At 45.8% G+C, this 18,309-nt stretch carries 20 protein-coding genes and 1 pseudogene; 1 reads left to right on the top strand and 20 read right to left on the bottom strand.

Features of this window, described 5'->3' with window-relative positions:
• Position 1: 1 nt before the first annotated feature.
• The 20 genes and pseudogenes from OWN49_RS10815 to rpsU form a co-directional block, all read right to left on the bottom strand.
• The gene (locus tag OWN49_RS10815) at positions 2-508 is read right to left on the bottom strand and encodes a YaiI/YqxD family protein (protein WP_014418404.1); all 507 of its coding nucleotides are present in this window, start codon (positions 506-508) and stop codon (positions 2-4) included.
• Between the two features lie 255 nt (positions 509-763).
• On the bottom strand, positions 764-1,576 hold the full coding sequence (locus OWN49_RS10820) for a pyruvate, water dikinase regulatory protein (RefSeq protein WP_003152991.1): 813 nt from the start codon (positions 1,574-1,576) through the stop codon (positions 764-766).
• 25 nt (positions 1,577-1,601) lie between these two features.
• Positions 1,602-2,240, bottom strand: a complete 639-nt coding sequence (gene ccpN / locus OWN49_RS10825) for a transcriptional regulator CcpN (protein WP_003152989.1) — start codon at positions 2,238-2,240, stop codon at positions 1,602-1,604.
• 100 nt (positions 2,241-2,340) lie between these two features.
• Positions 2,341-4,380, bottom strand: coding sequence for a glycine--tRNA ligase subunit beta (glyS, locus tag OWN49_RS10830; RefSeq protein ID WP_176283427.1), 2,040 nt, complete (start codon positions 4,378-4,380; stop codon positions 2,341-2,343).
• Positions 4,373-5,260, bottom strand: a complete 888-nt coding sequence (gene glyQ, locus OWN49_RS10835; RefSeq protein ID WP_003152984.1) for a glycine--tRNA ligase subunit alpha — start codon at positions 5,258-5,260, stop codon at positions 4,373-4,375. The genes glyS and glyQ overlap by 8 nt, the downstream gene beginning before the upstream one ends.
• 301 nt (positions 5,261-5,561) lie before the next feature.
• Entirely contained in the window at positions 5,562-6,329 is a 768-nt protein-coding gene (recO, locus tag OWN49_RS10840) for a DNA repair protein RecO (protein ID WP_003152982.1), read from the bottom strand.
• 36 nt (positions 6,330-6,365) lie between these two features.
• Positions 6,366-6,509 (bottom strand): YqzL family protein, encoded by a 144-nt coding sequence (locus OWN49_RS10845; RefSeq protein WP_007408286.1) that lies wholly within the window; start codon positions 6,507-6,509, stop codon positions 6,366-6,368.
• Between the two features lie 155 nt (positions 6,510-6,664).
• Entirely contained in the window at positions 6,665-7,570 is a 906-nt protein-coding gene (gene era, locus OWN49_RS10850; protein WP_007408285.1) for a GTPase Era, read from the bottom strand.
• Positions 7,551-7,961 (bottom strand): cytidine deaminase, encoded by a 411-nt coding sequence (locus OWN49_RS10855; protein ID WP_003152976.1) that lies wholly within the window; start codon positions 7,959-7,961, stop codon positions 7,551-7,553. Before OWN49_RS10855 ends, era begins: the two co-directional genes overlap by 20 nt.
• 123 nt (positions 7,962-8,084) lie before the next feature.
• The gene (locus OWN49_RS10860) at positions 8,085-8,459 is read right to left on the bottom strand and encodes a diacylglycerol kinase family protein (RefSeq protein WP_003152974.1); all 375 of its coding nucleotides are present in this window, start codon (positions 8,457-8,459) and stop codon (positions 8,085-8,087) included.
• Positions 8,440-8,913, bottom strand: coding sequence for an rRNA maturation RNase YbeY (gene ybeY / locus OWN49_RS10865; protein WP_003152973.1), 474 nt, complete (start codon positions 8,911-8,913; stop codon positions 8,440-8,442). The genes OWN49_RS10860 and ybeY overlap by 20 nt, the downstream gene beginning before the upstream one ends.
• Positions 8,914-11,046 carry an HD family phosphohydrolase gene (locus OWN49_RS10870; protein WP_003152972.1) on the bottom strand — a complete coding sequence of 711 codons (2,133 nt, stop codon included), beginning with the start codon at positions 11,044-11,046 and terminating at the stop codon, positions 8,914-8,916.
• Between the two features lie 80 nt (positions 11,047-11,126).
• Positions 11,127-12,086 (bottom strand): PhoH family protein, encoded by a 960-nt coding sequence (locus OWN49_RS10875; RefSeq protein ID WP_003152970.1) that lies wholly within the window; start codon positions 12,084-12,086, stop codon positions 11,127-11,129.
• Positions 12,050-13,274: pseudogene (gene yqfD / locus OWN49_RS10880) on the bottom strand (sporulation protein YqfD). Before yqfD ends, OWN49_RS10875 begins: the two are co-directional and overlap by 37 nt.
• Positions 13,275-13,291: 17 nt before the next feature.
• Entirely contained in the window at positions 13,292-13,573 is a 282-nt protein-coding gene (yqfC, locus tag OWN49_RS10885; RefSeq protein WP_003152966.1) for a sporulation protein YqfC, read from the bottom strand.
• Between the two features lie 56 nt (positions 13,574-13,629).
• The gene (locus OWN49_RS10890) at positions 13,630-14,064 is read right to left on the bottom strand and encodes a hypothetical protein (protein WP_070082126.1); all 435 of its coding nucleotides are present in this window, start codon (positions 14,062-14,064) and stop codon (positions 13,630-13,632) included.
• 27 nt (positions 14,065-14,091) lie between these two features.
• Positions 14,092-15,084: a flotillin-like protein FloA gene (gene floA / locus OWN49_RS10895; RefSeq protein ID WP_003152961.1), complete on the bottom strand. Its 993-nt coding sequence runs from the start codon at positions 15,082-15,084 to the stop codon at positions 14,092-14,094.
• A gap of 24 nt (positions 15,085-15,108) precedes the next feature.
• A complete protein-coding gene (locus OWN49_RS10900; RefSeq protein WP_017418173.1) occupies positions 15,109-16,425 on the bottom strand; it encodes an NfeD family protein in 1,317 nt (438 codons plus the stop codon).
• Between the two features lie 122 nt (positions 16,426-16,547).
• Positions 16,548-16,994 carry a GatB/YqeY domain-containing protein gene (locus OWN49_RS10905; RefSeq protein ID WP_003152958.1) on the bottom strand — a complete coding sequence of 149 codons (447 nt, stop codon included), beginning with the start codon at positions 16,992-16,994 and terminating at the stop codon, positions 16,548-16,550.
• Between the two features lie 14 nt (positions 16,995-17,008).
• Complete coding sequence (rpsU, locus tag OWN49_RS10910; RefSeq protein WP_003152957.1) at positions 17,009-17,182, bottom strand: 30S ribosomal protein S21; 174 nt, start codon at positions 17,180-17,182, stop codon at positions 17,009-17,011.
• A gap of 171 nt (positions 17,183-17,353) precedes the next feature.
• Here rpsU and OWN49_RS10915 point away from each other — a divergent pair, with 171 nt between their 5' ends.
• Positions 17,354-18,280: a Na/Pi symporter gene (locus OWN49_RS10915; protein ID WP_176283428.1), complete on the top strand. Its 927-nt coding sequence runs from the start codon at positions 17,354-17,356 to the stop codon at positions 18,278-18,280.
• Positions 18,281-18,309: the final 29 nt, after the last annotated feature.

An 18,309-nucleotide genomic window follows, 5' to 3' on the forward strand; every position in this document is an offset into this window, starting at 1 on the left:
ATTATTCGATGTTTTGATTTGAAATCCCTTCATCATTCGACAGGATTTTTTTAAGCAGGGTAACAAATCGATTCCGATCTTCTTTATTTAATTTTTTAGGTCCTTTGGAATGAATGCCGCTTCTTCTCATTTTGCCTGACATATGACGGCTCATCAGAGCGAAGTCAATCGTGTCTTCAGTATAAGAACGGCCCCTTTCCGATAAGACGGCAATATTTCTGTTCAGCAAAAGAGATGCTAAACCGATATCCTGCGTGACTACGACGTCTCCCGATCTCACATGGTTTGCGATATATAAATCTGCCGCTTCTTTATGAGGATCAACGTATACCCAGTTCTCGTCTTTGCTTCTGGAAAGCTGGTAGTGTTCAAATGATGCGACGAAAATAACCCGAACGCTGAATTGCGATGCAATGAGCATTATTTCCTCTTTTACGGGGCATGCGTCTGCATCGACAAAAATCGTCTTTTCTTTTTCATTTAGAAGACTAATTCTCCATCCCTCCATCAATCTCCTGCATAAAAACAAGCGAAATCGCATATGCTCCATGACTGCGGATCTATTTTGAGCTTTGTCGAAAAATTTCCGGGAGTTATTCTTGACATCTTACCCATAATAGTTTATTCGTATCACACGAAGCTTAAACCTAAAAATAAACATTTTATCACAATTTTTTATTATAATACAAACTTCGCGAAGATGCCATCCTTTTTGTTTATTCCCTATTTGCATACCCAAAAACCCAGGATAAAGCGTCCTGAGTTATCGGCCCTTTGTTTTGAGATGATGAATGATGTTCGCTGTTTCTTCGACTGCTTTATTCGAAACGTCAACGACTTGGCAGCCGATCCGGTCCACGATTTTCTCAAAATACTCCAGCTCTTCTTTAATTCTGTTGATATTGGCGTAAATGGCTTTGTCATTTAAGCCGAGAGATTTTAACCGTTCTTTACGTATATGGTTCAGTTTATCAGGGCTGATTTTTAAGCCGATGCATTTTTTCGGATCAACGCTGAACAGTTCTTCCGGCGGATCGACCTCAGGAACGATCGGCACATTGGCCACTTTCAGACGCTTATGGGCAAGATATTGTGATAATGGGGTTTTAGACGTTCTGGATACTCCGAGCAGGATGATATCGGCTTTTAAAATGCCTCTTGGATCCCTGCCATCGTCATATTTGACGGCAAACTCGATCGCCTCGACCTTTTTGAAATAATCTTCATCAAGCTGGCGGACGCGGCCCGGTTCATATTTGGCGGTCAGACCGTAAGCCGATTCCATTTTATCGATGAGCGGACCGATAATATCGTAATACAGCACATTCGCTTTTTCCGCTTGTTCAACCAGGTATTTGCGCATTTCAGGAACAACGAGCGTAAAACAAATAATGCCGCCGTCCGCTTTGGCGAGAGACACGACTTCATTAATGGTGCCGATATCTTCCACATAAGGTATTCTTCTGATATGCGTATCATCGGCTGAGCCGTTAAACTGGCTGAGCGAGGCTTTTACAACGAGTTCGGCGGTTTCTCCGACTGAGTCTGATACTACATAAATGATGCGATTGTCCATGTTATCCCCCCGTTAGTTTTCAAGCTTATATGATTTCATTTTCTGATAAACTGACAAGTATCTTAGTCATATTCGTTTTGGTAAACCGGCCGATGACCTCAAAGCCTTTATCCGTATCTTTAATAACGGGCAGGGCATCGATCTGTTTTTCAATTAAATACTTGGCGATGTCCATCACATAATCATCACGCCGGCAGACGGCGATATTCGGCATTCTTGTCATGATAATATGAACCGGTATTGAGGCAAGTTCCTGCTGGCCGATGCTCGCCCGCAGCAAATCTTTGCGTGACAGCACACCGACTAAGACAGCATCACGATCTACGACAAATAACGTGCCGACATCTTCTAAAAACATGGTGCAGATGGCATCGTATACCGAGACATTTTCATTGATGACAACAGGGATCGATTGAAAATCTTTCACTTGCAGCTTTTTCAATTTATCCGCAAGCAGCTGATTTCCCGTTTTCCCCGTATAAAAATAACCGACCCGCGGACGGGCCTCTAAGAAGCCTGACATGGTGAGTATGGCCAAGTCCGGCCGCAGCGTGGCCCTCGTTAAATTGAGCTGTTCTGCGATATGCTCTCCGGTAATCGGGCCGTTTTCCTTTACAATCTGTAAAATTTGTTCTTGCCGTTTATTTAATTCGATCGTACTCACCACCTTTATGGAAGGGTTTCTTTATCTATGTTTTCATTCTGTGATGTTTATGTAAAAGGGGAAAAGACGATTGCCGATCACACAGCAACCGTCTTTTTCTTTATTTTACAATAAGATGATTCATATTAGCAAAAGACTTGATTACATCTGCAAGAGCGGCCATTTGCGCTAAACGGTTGGTTTTTAATGCTTCATCGTCCGCATTTACCATCGTGTGATTAAAGTAATCTTCGATCGGCTCTTTTAATCCGCTGAGCACGGCAAGCGCCTGTTCATAGTTTTTGGAGGCAAAGCTTTCCGCGACACTGTCTTTTGTTTTTTCATAAGCGTCAAACAGCTTTTTCTCCTGTTCATTTTCAAACAGATCCGGCTTGATATCGCGGCTCTCGCCTTTTTTACTGATGGAGATAACCCGGCCGAGTGATTCAGCCGTTTCTTTAAAGCCGGGTGTGCCGAGGTGCTTCTCAAGCACTCTTGCCTTATGAACGGCTGCATACGGCTCAAGTTCTGTGCTGTCCAGAACGGCTTCAATAACGTCATGACGGATGTCTTCGGCGTTTAAGACGTATTTCAGACGCTGTGTAAAGAAATCGAGGAGTTCATTTTCTTTTTCCGTTTCTGTCAACGACAGCAGTTCTTTAAAAGAAATGCCCCAGTTGCGGTCGATCAGAATGGAAACAATGCCGCTTGCCTGACGGCGCAATCCGTACGGATCCTGAGAACCTGTCGGAATTACGTCAATGCTGAAGAAGGAAGCAATCGTGTCCAGTTTATCAGCTAACGCCACGACCGCGCCGGTAAAGGTTGAAGGCACTTCCCCCCCGGCCGCTCTCGGCATATAGTGCTCATTGACAGCGGCAGCGACGGCTTCATCTTCACCGAGCATGCGCGCATATTTTTCTCCCATCACGCCTTGAAGCTCAGGGAACTCATAGATCATATGTGTAACCAGGTCAAATTTAGAAATCTCTGCGGCGCGCTTCACAAGTTTTTGCGTCTGTTCATCCGCTTTCAGGCGGACGGCAAGTTTGCCCGCAATGGTGACCGCTCTTCTTACTTTATCCCCGAGGGAGCCGAGCTCTTCATGGAAAACGATATTTTCCAGTTTCTTCACGTTTTCATCAATGTTCAGCTTTTGGTCTTCTTTGTAGAAGAACGCAGCATCTGAAAGCCTTGCTCTCAGCACTTTCTCGTTTCCGCGGGCAACATTTTCAATTGCATGGCTGTTCCCGTTTCGCACCGTAATAAAATGAGGAAGCAGATTCCCGTTTTCATCTTTTACCGGGAAGTAGCGCTGATGCTCTTTCATTGTTGTCACGAGCACTTCTTCAGGGATAGAAAGAAACTCGGATTCAAAAGATCCGTAAAGCGCCGTCGGATATTCCACCAGATGGTTGACTTCGTTCAGCAGATCCTCATCGACCGGAATATTCCATTTTTTCTTGGCCGCAAGCGCATCCAGCTGGCTTTGGATCATTTGTTTGCGTTCTTTCGGGTCAGCAATGACGCTTTGTTCTTTCAGCAGCTTTTCGTATGATGACGGCACATCAACAGATACTTCTTGGCCGAGAAAGCGGTGTCCCTGCGTGTTCCGGCCCGTCTCGACATTTGTGATTTCAAACGGAATGACATCTTTTCCAAAGAGGGCGGCAATCCATTTGATCGGACGGATATAACGCAGATCCTGCGTGCCCCAGCGCATGTTTTTCGGAAAATGCATTCCGGCAATCAAATTTTCCAGCTGCGGTAAAAGTGTCTTCGTCTCTTGTCCCGCCTGGAATTTTTGAACGAAGACATATTCCGTGCCGTTTACATCTTTTATATACAGGTCATCCACTCCGGCGCCTTGGCCTTTTGAAAATCCGATAGCGGCTTTTGTCCAGTTTCCGTCAGCATCCAGAGCGATTTTTTTCGCAGGGCCTTTTGCTTCTTCCTGAATATCAGCCTGTTTTTCTGCTACGTCTTTTATATATACTGCCAGACGTCTCGGCGTATTAAAAAGTTTCACTTCGCCGTGGGCGATATTTTTTTCAGCAAGCCAGCCGGTCAGCTTTTCACCGAGCTGCACCATGCTGTCATGTAAAAACCGCGCCGGCATTTCCTCGAGTCCGATCTCTAAAAGCAAGTCTTGTTTACTCATGGGAAGAGCCCTCCTCTTTAAGCATTGGGAACCCTAATTTTTCCCGTTCTTCATAATACGTTTTTGCCACTTTTCTCGCTAAGTTGCGGACACGGCCGATATATCCCGTCCGCTCTGTCACCGAGATCGCGCCTTTTGCATCAAGCAGATTAAATGTGTGAGAGCATTTCAGCACATAATCATAGGCCGGATGCACAAGCCCGTTATCCATTTGTCTGATCGCTTCTTTTTCATAGGTGCTGAACAAATGGAAAAGCATATCCACGTCAGATGTTTCAAAAGTATAAACGGAATGCTCGTATTCAGCCATCATAAATAAATCTTTCACAGTAAATCCTGACGTCCATTCAAGATCAAAGACGTTTTCTTTATCCTGAATATATGACGCGAGACGTTCAATACCATATGTGATCTCAACGGACACCGGTTTACATTCAATTCCGCCTACCTGCTGGAAATATGTAAACTGAGTAATTTCCATCCCGTCAAGCCATACTTCCCAGCCGAGACCTGCACAGCCTAAAGACGGGTTTTCCCAGTTGTCTTCTACGAAACGGATATCATGTTCAAGCGGGTCAATGCCGAGCGCACGCAATGAATCAAGGTAAAGCTCTTGAATGTTATCAGGCGACGGCTTGATAATGACTTGGAATTGGTGATGCTGATAGAGCCTGTTCGGGTTTTCACCGTACCGTCCGTCCGCAGGCCGTCTGGACGGCTCAACGTAAGCCACTCTCCACGGCTCCGGCCCGATGCTTCGTAAAAATGTATACGGACTCATTGTGCCTGCGCCTTTCTCCACATCATACGACTGCATGAGCACACAGCCTTCATTCGACCAGTGCTTCTGCAAGGTTAAAATCATATCTTGAATGTTCATTTCAAGCACCTCCACTTTCTCCATTCTTTTACAAGTGCGGCGGCAACCAAAAAACTCCCGTCTCTATGCTTGCCGGCCGCAAACATAGGGACGAGAGTTCTCCCGCGGTTCCACCCTAGTTGCTGAGGATGTGAATCACTCAGCCTCTTTTTAAAGGGTTGCTCGAGAATGCCTTTCGTTGCGCGCTCATCCTTAGCTTACACTGTCCTAAGGTCGCTTGTATGAGTTGGACGCAAGTACTTCTTTCTGTCACTGCAACATATTTTATAATAAATGATCATATAAAAAGATGGGCAGAATGTCAACTTTTGTTTTCATCCAAAAGGTTCTTCATGCTTTCCATCTGGTCTAAAAACCGTTTTGACTTTAAATAAAGTCCTGAATATTCCTCGTAATACAGATCAATGACCTGTTTAATTTCGTTTTTGGTTTCCTGTTTTAACGAGACGCTGCCGAGCCTTCCGATATCAAAGTAATAAAAAAGCCTTAGCAGCCTTGCCGTTTGCGGCGAAATCGGAACTCTGTACGGATCCTTTTCAAAGCAGCGGTGGCAGATAAAACCGTTATCTCTTATCGAAAAATGAAACGTCCCTTCCCCGCTTTTGCAGTGGACACAATGATTCAGCTCCGGATACAGCCCCATGACGCCGAGCATTTTCATCTGCACGATGAATGTGATCACGTCCGGGTCAGTCCCGTCATTCAGCCTCTTAAAGGATTCGAGAATCAATTCGAATAAATAGGGGTTCGGTTTCTTCTCTTCCGTTCCTTTGTCAGTGAGTTCAGCGATAAAAGCGGCATACGCCGTCAAAAATAAATCTTCTCTGATCGTTCTCATGCTGAGAATCATTTCACCCTGCTGGAGCGTGCCGAGTCCGGATGTTCTTTGCATTAAAAATGACCCGTACAAAAACGGCTGGCTGACTGCTGACAGCCGGCTGGCTGACTTCCTGGCGCCTCTTGCCATGACGCCGATTTTGCCGTGTTCCCTCGTCAGCAATGTCACGATTTTATTCGTCTCCCCGTAGTCATTCGTACGGAGCACGATTCCTTCACATTTAGTCAGCATTTCCGCACCTTCCAACAACGGGAGGGGCCAAGAGGTTTACAAAATTGGAAAATCAATTCGGGCTAGCTCATCTTCCGGTTCTTCGGGTCTTTCCAGGTTCTCTTTTTCCAGTTCTTTAAAAAGAAGGTACGTATCAACACTTCCTGTTTGAGAAAATACGTTCCAGGTAAAATTCAACACAAAAAACCCACCTTTCATCATTAAACTAGCTTGCCAATCCAAATTCTTACCCTTATCTTGACCTGATGTCCTCCTTTTCATGTTAAACAAATTTTGCTAACGAATCCCTGTTTCTGTGAGGTAATCCCACACATCAGGCATGCGCCTCAGATGAATTAATATTCATCCTCTTTGAAGCCGAAATCACGCAGCTGAGACATTTTATTCCGCCAGTCCTTCTGCACTTTCACCCATAATTCGAGGTAAACGCGTGAACCCAGCAGCGCTTCAATATCAGCCCGCGCTCTTTTGCCGACTTCTTTCAGAAGCGCTCCTTTTTTCCCGATGACGATCCCTTTTTGAGAATCCCGCTCAACCACAATGGTGGCGGCGACATGGACGGAGCCGTTCTCCTGCCCTTTAATGGACTCGATAGCGACAGCGATGCTGTGCGGCACTTCTTCCCTTGTCAGATGGAGCACCTTTTCCCTGATCAGTTCAGAAATAATGAACCGCTCGGGATGGTCAGTCACCTGATCGCTCGGATAGAACTGAGGCCCTTCCGGTAAATACGCTTCAATCTGCGCGAGAAGGGTTTCGACGTTGTTCCCTTCCAAAGCTGAGATCGGCACGATTTCTTTAAACGGATAGCGCGTACGGTACTCATCAATTAAAAGAAGCAGCTGGTCGGGGTGGATCTTATCAATTTTGTTTACGATCAGAAAGACCGGCGTGGACGTCTGTCCGAGCTTTTCAATGATAAACTCGTCGCCCTTTCCGTACCCTTCTTCGGCGTTAATCATAAATAACACCAAGTCAACTTCTTTCAGCGTATTCTGCGCCACTTTCATCATAAAATCGCCAAGCTTGTGCTTCGGTTTGTGAATGCCCGGTGTATCAATAAAAATGGTCTGCGACGTGCCGGTTGTCAGCACCCCTTGGACTTTATTTCTTGTCGTCTGGGGTTTGTCGCTCATGATGGCGATCTTTTGACCGATGACCCTGTTTAAAAAGGTAGACTTTCCGACGTTCGGTCTTCCGATGATAGATACAAATCCTGATTTAAAGCTTTCGTTCGTCATGTAAATCCTCCGATGAAAATGCGCCCGGCAATAATTCTTCCGCAGTCATTTCTTTTATTTGTCCTTGTAAGTTGGTCAGAATAACAAGCATATCCTTTGAGCACAGCTCGGAAATTACTTGTCTGCAGGCTCCGCACGGCGAAACCGGTCCCGGAGTATCCGCAGCCACGGCGAGCATCGCAAATTCCGTATCCCCCTCGGAAACAGCTTTGAATATCGCCGTGCGTTCAGCACAGTTGCACATGCTGTATGCCGCATTTTCAATGTTGCAGCCTCTGTACACTTTTCCGTCTTTGGTAAGAAGAGCGGCTCCCACTCTGAAATTTGAATACGGTACATACGCTGTGTCCCGTGCTTTTAATGCTTCTGCAATCAATTCTTGTCTGTTCATGTGTACTTAATTCCTCTCTTACCTTTATCCTGTATGATACCGCTGTCACTTTTATTTTACATAATTATGATCGGTTTTTCACGCCCATTTTTGGCAATGTAAAATAATTGTAAGAATCTTCTGCTAACATATCTTCGGCAGGAAGATGAGTAAACCAATGATACACGATATCACGGCAAAGACGCAAACGGCTCCGGCGGCCGCGTCCTTTGCCGCTTTTGCGAGCGGGTGATACTGATCGGTAACTAAATCCACAACATGCTCTATCGCCGTATTTAAAAGCTCCAAAGCAAGCATCCCTCCGATCAGCACCAAAACAACGGCCCATTCGGCTGTGCTCAGCCCGGTGAGAAAACCGCAAACGATAACGGCGCAGGCCGCGGTAATATGAAATTGAAAATTCCGCTCTGACCGCGCCGTTTTCCAGATTCCCCTCCATGCATGGACAAAGCTCTTCAGGAACCTGCTCCACTCATTTTTATGATCTCGTGAGTCCATACTCATCCAGCAAATCCTTTTGCTTTGAAAACATTTCTTCCTCTTCTTCTTTTGTCATGTGATCATAGCCAAGCAAATGCAAAAAGCCGTGCACGGCCAGAAAACCGAGCTCTCTCATAAACGAATGGCCGTACTCTTCCGCCTGCTCTTTCGTTCTGTCTGCGCTGATGATAATATCTCCTAAAACAGGCGGCATGTCGGCGCCTACGATTTCAACCTCGTCTTCGCCTTCTTCTTCAAGCGCAAATGAAATGACGTCAGTCGGGGTGTCTTTTCCCCGGTAGTCTCTGTTGATTTCTCTGATTTCTTCATTTGTCACAATCGTGACCGATACTTCAGCCTGATCCTGAACGCCTTCTTTTTCCGCCGCGAATTGGAGCAGCTTCTCCACTTCTTGGAGCGCATCAGCTGAGACGCTGTTCGTTTCATCAACAATATCTATGAGTAAACCCATTTATTTCACCTTCTTCGTAGCCTCCGGATATTCAATCCGGGAGTGGAAAATTCCTTTTAAAGTCGCACATAGTGTTTTTGCGATCGTATCCAGTTCTCGGAACGTGAGATCACATTCTGAGAATTGTCCGTCCTGAAGCTTATCGGATATAATTCCCCGCACCAGTTTTTCGATCCGCTCAGGATTGGGATTATGCATGGAACGGACGGCGGCTTCAACGCTGTCGGCCACTGAGATAATAGCCGCTTCTTTCGATTGCGGCTTCGGCCCCGGGTAGCGGAACTCTTTCTCTGTAATCTGGTCGCCCTTTTCTTTCGCTTTATAATAAAAGAATTTTAAAAGGGACGTTCCGTGATGCTGTTCCGCGATATCCACAAGCTCTTTCGGAAACTTATAGCTTCTGAGCATATTCGCACCGTCTGTCGTATGTGCGATAATGATATTTTTGCTGAGCTGCGGAGACAGCTTGTCATGCGGATTATCCATATTCATCTGATTTTCAATAAAATATTGCGGACGTTTCGTTTTGCCGAGATCGTGATAATACGCTCCGACCCGTGCCAAAAGACCGTTTGCCCCTACGGCTTCACAAGCCGCTTCCGACAGATTTGCCACCATGACGCTGTGATGATATGTACCGGGTGTTTCCGTTAAAATCTTTCGAAGCAGGGGATGATTCGGATTAGACAGTTCAATCAGCCTCATCGTTGAAAGAATGCCGAATCCCGTCTCAAAAAACGGCATCAGACCGATAATTAAAACGGATGAAGCAAGTCCCGAGACGACCCCCATCAGCATCAGCGTTCCGATTTCAACCGGTGACAGCGCCGTATTTTGTATTAATAAAAGCGACAGCACGATAATCATATTAATAAATGAGACGAACAGTCCCGCCTGCAATATTTTTGATCTCGCATTGTGTTTCCCCAAAAACAGAATGCCTGAAATGCTGCTGATTAAATAGTAAATGCCGATGACGTAATTAAATGTTCCCGTCACACCCTGATTAAACATCATACTGCCGCAGATCGCCAGAATGATGCTTCCTAAAATGGCGAGCCTTTCATTGAGCAGCAGCCTGATTAAAATCGCGCCGGCGGCGATCGGCACAAGATAGCCGATATTGGTGTATTCAATCTTCTGAAAGAGACTGACGACTTCCATAATGACGAGAATAAGCGTTGTAATGATAGAAAACAGCAAAAGAGATTTATTTTTCAGCTTAAGCTCCTGCTGCTGTTTCTCAAAATAGTAGACAAGCGTGGCAATAAACAGCCCGATCATCAGAAGCAGACCGCTGATCGGTTTTAACAGGTTGGAATTATTCAAAAGCCCCGTCAGTTCAAGCTTCCTGTATACTTCCCGGTCGATCAGATCATTCTCTTCCACGAGAACCTGTCCCTGTTTGATCTGTACCGGCTGGACGCTGTCTGACGCTTCCTGGCGTTTTTCATCCGTCGCTTTCGGATCAAATACGTAATTCGGGATGACCGCGTATTTTCCGATTTCAGTCGCAGCCGCTAAATATTTTGACGGCACAGAAGCGCTTTTCAGCTCTTTTGCGACCTTATCCTTCGCTTCGGCAAGCTTTTCAGAAGGAATTTCACTGCTCATCACCGTATTCACCGCGGTAATGACGGAATCCCTCACAAATGAGAAATCTTCATTGTTTGCATGGAGAAGCGATTTAATGGCATCTTCCGAGACGGATTCATTGACATCCTGTGTCAGCTTGTTTTTCACCGATTTGACCAGTGATTTTTCCGATGGTGACTTTTTGTCTTTTTCCGCATCTTTTTTCACTTCGCCGATGCTGTCAAAAATGGAAGTGATCAGGTCAAGCCGGTTGTCGGTATAGCCTTTTTTCAGGGTGTATTGATCTTCCACCGCATCTTCGGCCGCCTGTTTTTTCGATTCCGTCGCCTGCTGATCTTCCACTGTGGCGGGCGCGTAAATCGTCTTATCACTGACTGAAAACAAATCCAAATTAAGTGATTCAGGTTTTACATGAATAAAGAGCAAACCAAACATGATCGCTGAAAGCAGCAGGTACAGCAGCACATGGGCTGAGCGGGCATGTCTGAAACTGCGGAACCGTTCCCGGGCGCTTTTGCCCTTTTCCTTCTTTTTCAAAACAAGAACCTCCTCCCTGAAACATCAGGAACACATCATATAAAAATGACCCGATAACGGGAGATCGGGTCATTTTTGCATTACTTTTGCTTATCATAAGCTTCAATAATTTTTGCAACAAGCGGATGCCTGACCACATCTGTCTGGTCAAGTTCAATCACGGAGATGCCGTTTATATCCTTCAGCATATCCTTCGCTACTGCAAGTCCCGATGTGACGCCTTTCGGCAGGTCAATTTGGCTTACGTCGCCCGTAATGATCATTTTAGAGCCAAAACCCAATCTCGTCAAAAACATTTTCATTTGAGCGGGAGTGGTATTCTGGGCTTCATCAAGAATCACATACGCGTCGTCAAGCGTCCGCCCTCTCATATAGGCAAGCGGGGCAATTTCGATAACCCCTCTTTCCATAAGACGCTCCGTATGGTCGCTTCCGAGCACATCATGGAGCGCGTCATACAGCGGGCGCAGATAAGGATCTACTTTTTCCTTTAAATCTCCGGGCAGAAAACCGAGGCTCTCGCCGGCTTCCACAGCGGGTCTTGTTAAAATGATTTTTTTAATGTGGCCGTTTTTTAAAGCATGCACCGCTTTTACGACCGCCAAATAAGTTTTGCCGGTTCCCGCCGGCCCGATGCCGAACACCATGTCGTTTTTCTTCATCGCCGCCACATATTCTCTTTGGCCGAGGGTTTTGACACGGATCGGTTTGCCTTTTGCCGTTTTCGTTATTTCCTCTTCATACATGCTTTCAAAATAGTCCAGTTCATCTTTTTTTGCCATTTTCACGGCATACAGCACATCACGTTCCGAAATCTCGATCCCCTTGCGAATTAAAGTAAGGAGCGAGCCTAATAATCTGTCAGCGATCTCAAATGTTTCATCATTCCCGGAAACGTAAATGGTTTCACCGCGTGTGATGAGGCTAATGCCCAGATCCTTCTCCATTAAATGTAAAAAGGCATCTTGGCTGCCGAACAAAGAAAGTGCTTCGTCCGGGCTTTTCAGTTTGTGATTAATCGCAAGTAAATGTTCTGCCATTCTTTAGTCTCCCTGAACAATAGGTGTGGTTTGAACGATATCTTCTATAACTTGGTAGAGAATAATCAACTTTACTTTACCATTCTCAACGGATTGGTGCAAAACTTTTTCACTTTCCACCTCTCCGCTGCCGTTTAATCGCTTTTCTACATCTTGTCTTCCCATTTTGATACCGGCCTGAACCGCTTCGCCTTTCGTATAAGTCCGCACGGTTGTTTCACTTTCTCTTGTCTGTTCTTGAACGTAAGACACCGGAAGCTTCATCCCCAGAAATTGAAACGGGTGCTTTTCTTCCTCTGTTTTCGGATGTTTCAGCGGCTCCTCATTAAATTCAAAGCCCCAAAAAGGCACGCCCCATGATCCGAAAGACAGCTTGTGCTTCGTCCTTACTTTACCCGTATATAGCGTAAATGATGTTTCAAGAGGCACGGTTACTTCTGACTTGTACCATGTTTCTCCGTAAATTTCCGCTTTTGAGGCGACTTTCCGGTCTTCATTTCCGATCAGTCCTGAGACGAGAAGCTGTCCTTTGTTAACATGATCGTTCACAAAAGCCATCGGCTGCCCCTTTTGCACGAACATCCTTTTGATGACCGCCTTCTTTTTGGCAACGATATGGCGGGGGCTCACGTACTTTTCTTTTGTCGGTTCGTTTTTTTCGACCACTTTCATATGAAGGGCTGTCCCGTTCAATTCCACACCGACCCACGTAATATTATCAATGCCGTTTGTTAATGATTTTTGGATTTTCTCCGGCGTCATCATTAAAAATTGCAAACGGCCTTTTTTCACACCGATTTCTTCAAGGTGCTTTACCATCTGATGCTCGGTTTCGGGCTTGGCCCCTTTAATATCAATGTCCCAAATCATGTTGGACAAAAGAAACAATATAATGAAAAACATCACAAATCCCGCAGTGAAGCCCAGGTTTAATTTTGATTTGAGAAGCAGAAAGGGAAGACCCTTTCTTTTTGTAAAGCTTGCTTTGCATTCATGTTTTCTGATGACTCTTCTGAAAGCATGTACATCTTGAAGCTGAATCATCAGCAGAACACAGTCTTGCTTTTTTTTCACCGCAAAGATGGCGATTCCGTTTCTCGTGCATTCATTCAGCAGCCGTTCAATCCCTTTTCCTTTGACTTCCATTTGGACTTTACCCGAAAAAAATGACAGCCATTTGTTTTTCACATTATTTCCCCCCGGCTTTATGAATCGACATATCGTACGTGATCTATCGTGCCTTCCAAAAGGATTTCCTCAGGAAGGATTGCCTTAATGACCAAGTTTTTTCCTGATATGATACATTGCCCCTGCTTGAGCATCAGCCTGACTTCTTCTTCGCTGAACAGCAGGAGGCCTCTGTGATTCTCTATGTAGATATGAAGTCTGCCGACCATCGTAATACGAGGCAGATCCATCATAACGTCCGGGGGAATTTCCAATGCTCTTGTCAGCCATGCCTTTACACGATTCTTTCTTTGCCCCATAAAAAAAGAACCCCCTTTCATCTCATATGTATGATTTGAAAAGGGGTTCTAACACTTTATTTTTTACCGATGTTCCGCATGGTCCGATGCGGTTTTTTTGCACGGGGCGGACCCAAAACCTCACTGAATATGATGCCTTGGACCGCAGTTTCTTTATTTATTTTGAGGGCTGATTTCTTCAGAGATGCGTTTCGTGCGCGTTGAGAAGTCAGCTTATGTTCAAGCCCGTTAAACATCTGCTCCGTCTCCGCTAGGCGCTTTTCAGCTTCCCTTCTTTTTTGCTCAAAAGGGTTCTCTTCTGAAACGGCAGGCAATTCTTCCGCTTCCGGCTTATGCTCTTTCTGCGGCTGTTTTTGATCCTGCTTTTTTGCCTGATTTTCGGGACGTGTACCCGGCGGCCGTTTTTCATCTTTGTTTTTCTTGCCGAATATTGCCGATATAATGCCGATGACGGCGGCAATGACGAGCGGATTTGTCAGAATCTCGTGCATACAGCGGCTCCCTCCTTAATAGAGAGGTTATTGTTGGTCTTCATCTTGCTGGTCATTCGTCAGCTTGCCGATAGAATCCCTCATGTCCGTATCCGCGTCGATATTTTTTATGTTCATATAGTCCATGACGCCGATGTTTCCTTCACGCAGCGCTTCTGCCATCGCAAGCGGCACTTCGGCTTCTGCTTCCACGACTTTTGCACGCATTTCTTCTACGCGAGCGCGCATTTCCTGCTCTTGGGCGACCGCCATGGCACGGCGCTCTTCGGCTTTGGCCTGCGCAATGTTTTTGTCTGCTTCTGCCTGATCCGTTTGAAGAATCGCTCCGATGTTTTTGCCGATATCAACGTCGGCGATGTCAATCGAAAGAATTTCAAAGGCGGTGCCTGAATCCAGCCCTTTGCCAAGTACGGTCTGCGAAATCATATCAGGGTTTTCCAGCACTTTTTTATGATTACCCGAGGAACCGATTGTCGAGACAATCCCTTCTCCGACACGGGCGACAACCGTCTCTTCTCCCGCTCCTCCGACAAGGCGCTCGATATTGGCTCTTACGGTGATTCTGGCTTTTGCTTTTACTTCAATTCCGTCCATGGCGACACCCGCGATAAACGGTGTTTCAATGACCTTCGGATTGACGCTCATCTGTACGGCTTCCAATACGTCACGCCCGGCCAGGTCAATGGCTGCGCAGCGTTCAAATGTCAGCTCAATATTGGCGCGCTGTGCCGCAATCAGGGCATTGACCACCCTGTCGACATTACCACCGGCCAGATAATGGCTTTCGAGCTGATTTGTTGTTGCGGATAGGCCGGCTTTGTGCGCTTTAATTAACGGATTGACAACGCGGCTTGGTATGACGCGCCGCAGCCTCATTCCGACCAAAGTAAAAATGCTGATTCTGACTCCTGCCGCAAGCGCCGAAATCCATAGCATCACCGGTACAAAGGTGAAGAATATGGCTAACACGATTATGGCAGCTGCAACTATTGCTAAAATCGCCAAACTTGACAGTTCCATCTAATTCCTCCTCAAGGTTATCATCTATATTTCTCTCACGACAATGCGTGAGCCTTCCGCTTTCACTACTTTCACCTGTCTGTCTTTTTCAGTGAATGATCCTTCCGAGACGACATCCAGACGTTCATCATCAATAATGACGGTGCCTGACGGTCTGAGGGCTGTAGCGGTAATGCCGACTTTCCCCAACAGCTCCGTCCGATTCTGATTTGAAACATAACCGCTCTCCGTGCTTGTTGAATCAGTTAATATTAATTTTTTAAAGAATTTCATTCGTTTCCCCAACACCCTTGTTAATATGATAAAGGCTGTAATAGACACAGCAATGGCGATCAAGAGAGAAACCGCCATTACGGTAAAGCTGCCCGCAGCGAGAAAGAGGCTCGCGATGACGCCTGCAATACCGATAAGACCGATTATGCCTCCGGGCAGAAATATCTCTAAAAGGATAAAAACCAAGCCCGCGCAAAATAAGAATACGCTGTCATAGCCGGCGAATCCGGCAGCGATATGCCCGGTGAAAAACAGCAGCATGGCCGTCAGTCCGACGGCACCCGGTATCCCGAGGCCCGGCGAGAACAATTCAATGGTCAAACCAAGCAAAGCAAGCGTTAATAAGACGGGGACAACAAACGGATTTGTCAGCCATCTGCCCAGTTTGCCGACGAAACCTTCTTTTGCATGGTGAACATCCGCTTTGTCAAAACCTAGCTTTGTATATAAAGCATCAAGGTCTGAAACCGTGCCCTCCGAATATCCGACTTCCTTGGCTTTTTCAGCTGTCAGTGTCAGCAGTTTTCCCTTTGGGGCGCCCGCTTCCTTTGCATTGATGGCGGGATCTGCCATGGCCAGGGCGTATTTCGGATTTCGGTTGTTTTTAACCGCTGCGTCCTCCATTTCTGCATGCCACAGTGATTGAGCCTTTTTGTCCGCCGCATTTCCTTTTCCGTCGATGATGGCTGCGGCACCCATTTTTCCGCCCGGCGCCATATAGATTTCATCTGCCTGAAGCGCTATATACGCTCCGGCAGAAAGCGCCCGTTTATTAACGTAAGCGGTAACAGGCACATCCGCGCGGCCGATGATATCCGCAATATCCAAGGCTGATTGAACGGCGCCTCCCGGTGTATTGATGTCAAGAATAATGTGTGACGCGCCGGACTCCTTCGCTTCTTTGAAAGAACGCGATAAAAACGAGGCGAGCCCCTGTTCGACATTTTTCTCAACCGGGATGACATAAACCGATGGGTGATCAGCTTTCGCGTTCAATTGAACCCCTAATAAAGATAATACAAATAAGCCCAATAGAGCAACAGCAATTCCGTTTTTTTTTCGGAACAAGGCAAATATACCCTCCTTCCCGTTTCGTTCTTCTTTATATACGTAACAAATGTACTTTAGTTTCATTTTTTTATGTATAAAAAAAGACATCTCTCTAGGAAAGATGTCTTTTTTCTCGTCAATTAAGATAATTGACTGCTGACAAGTCTGTTAATTACGCTGCCGTCAGCTTTACCTTTTACTTTAGGCATAATAGCACTCATCACTTTGCCCATGTCCGCTTTGGAGCTCGCACCGACTTCAGCGATGGTTTCATTTACAATTGTCTGCAGCTCTTCTTCAGAAAGCTGCTTCGGTAAATAAATTTCTAAAATGTCCAGCTCTTTTTGAACTTTATCTACTAAATCTAAACGATCAGCGTTTGAAAATTCATGGAGGGAGTCTTTACGTTGCTTAAGTTCACGAGATAGGACAGTAAGTTCCTCATCCTCGGTCAAACTGTCTTTCTTAAGCTTAATTGCTTCGTTTTGAAGTGAAGCTTTCACCATTCGAACGACAGTCAGTTTGTCTTTCTCACGGCTTTTCATATACAGCTTCATATCTTGGTTAAGTCGCTCAAGAAGACTCATAAATCCACCCTCTTTTAGAATTTGCGTTTTCTAGCAGCTTCTGACTTTTTCTTGCGCTTTACGCTAGGTTTTTCATAAAATTCGCGCTTTCTTGCTTCTTGCAAAGTACCTGTCTTTGATACACTGCGTTTGAAGCGACGAAGAGCATCTTCAAGCGATTCGTTTTTTCTAACGACCGTTTTTGACATTCTCTTTCCCTCCCTCCGAATACACCAATCGACTACCTTTAAAAAGATACATATATAAACATGTACTTTGACATTATAATATAAGCCATCAGTCAGGTCAACTAAGCGAGCTCACTTTTCCGTCATGAATAAGGCTGCTTGTCTATATAATGATGGAAAGGGGTGTTTCGTTTGATAATACTGATTCTCTTTACCGCACTTATCCTGTTTTTTTTACTCGGAATGAGCCTGCTCAGGCAGGGCCTGATCGCATTAACGTATTCAAAAATTGAGAAAAGCCTGCTCTTATTTACCGACCACCCTTTGAAAGCTTTTCTCATAAGCATCGTATTCACCGGTTTTCTTCAGAGCAGCTCAGCCTTCATGGTCATTGTCATCGGCTTTGTCAGCGCAGGCGCTTTATCTTTTAAACGGACCATTCCGATGATTCTCGGCACGAATGTCGGCTCCACATTTACGACGGAGTTTTTAGCCATAAAGATGGATGTGCTCATTTGGGTGCTTTTTATCGGAGGCCTTGTGTTTATCCTCATCCGTAAATATCCGTTCAGGCAGATCGGTATAAGCTTCCTCGGTCTCGGCATCATCTTTTTTTGCATCACATGCTTCAGCCGGCTTGCCGTTCCGCTGACAGAAATGAAGGCGGGGGCGGAGGTTTTGCGCCATGTGAATGATTCGAGCTGGTCCGCTCTTTTTATCGGCATGATATTGACGGCAATCATTCATTCAAGCTCCGTCTGCATCGGCATTTTGATGAGTTTTATGAACGAAGGGGTGATCGGCATTGAACAAGCGGTCAGCGTCATTCTGGGATCTAATATCGGGACATGCGTCACGGCCGTCATGGCTGCTGTTTCAGGCGGTTATGCCGCCAGACAGACCGCCGGTGCTCACGTAGTGTTTAATATTCTCGGCGTGCTGCTCGTCTTTCCCTTCCTGTCTGCATCAGCAGGTATTACGGAGCGCCTGTCTGATGATCCCGCGCAGATGATTGCGCATTTCAGCCTGTTATTTAACGTAGTCACCGCGTTATTGTTTCTGCCGTTCACACATTTGTTTTACCGGCTGATTGACAGGCTGATTCCTCCGAAACCGTAAAAAAACCGATGCGGGAAGGCACCGGTTTT

Source organism: Bacillus sp. NEAU-242-2 (genome assembly GCF_027853835.1).
Lineage (GTDB): Bacteria > Bacillota > Bacilli > Bacillales > Bacillaceae > Bacillus > Bacillus velezensis.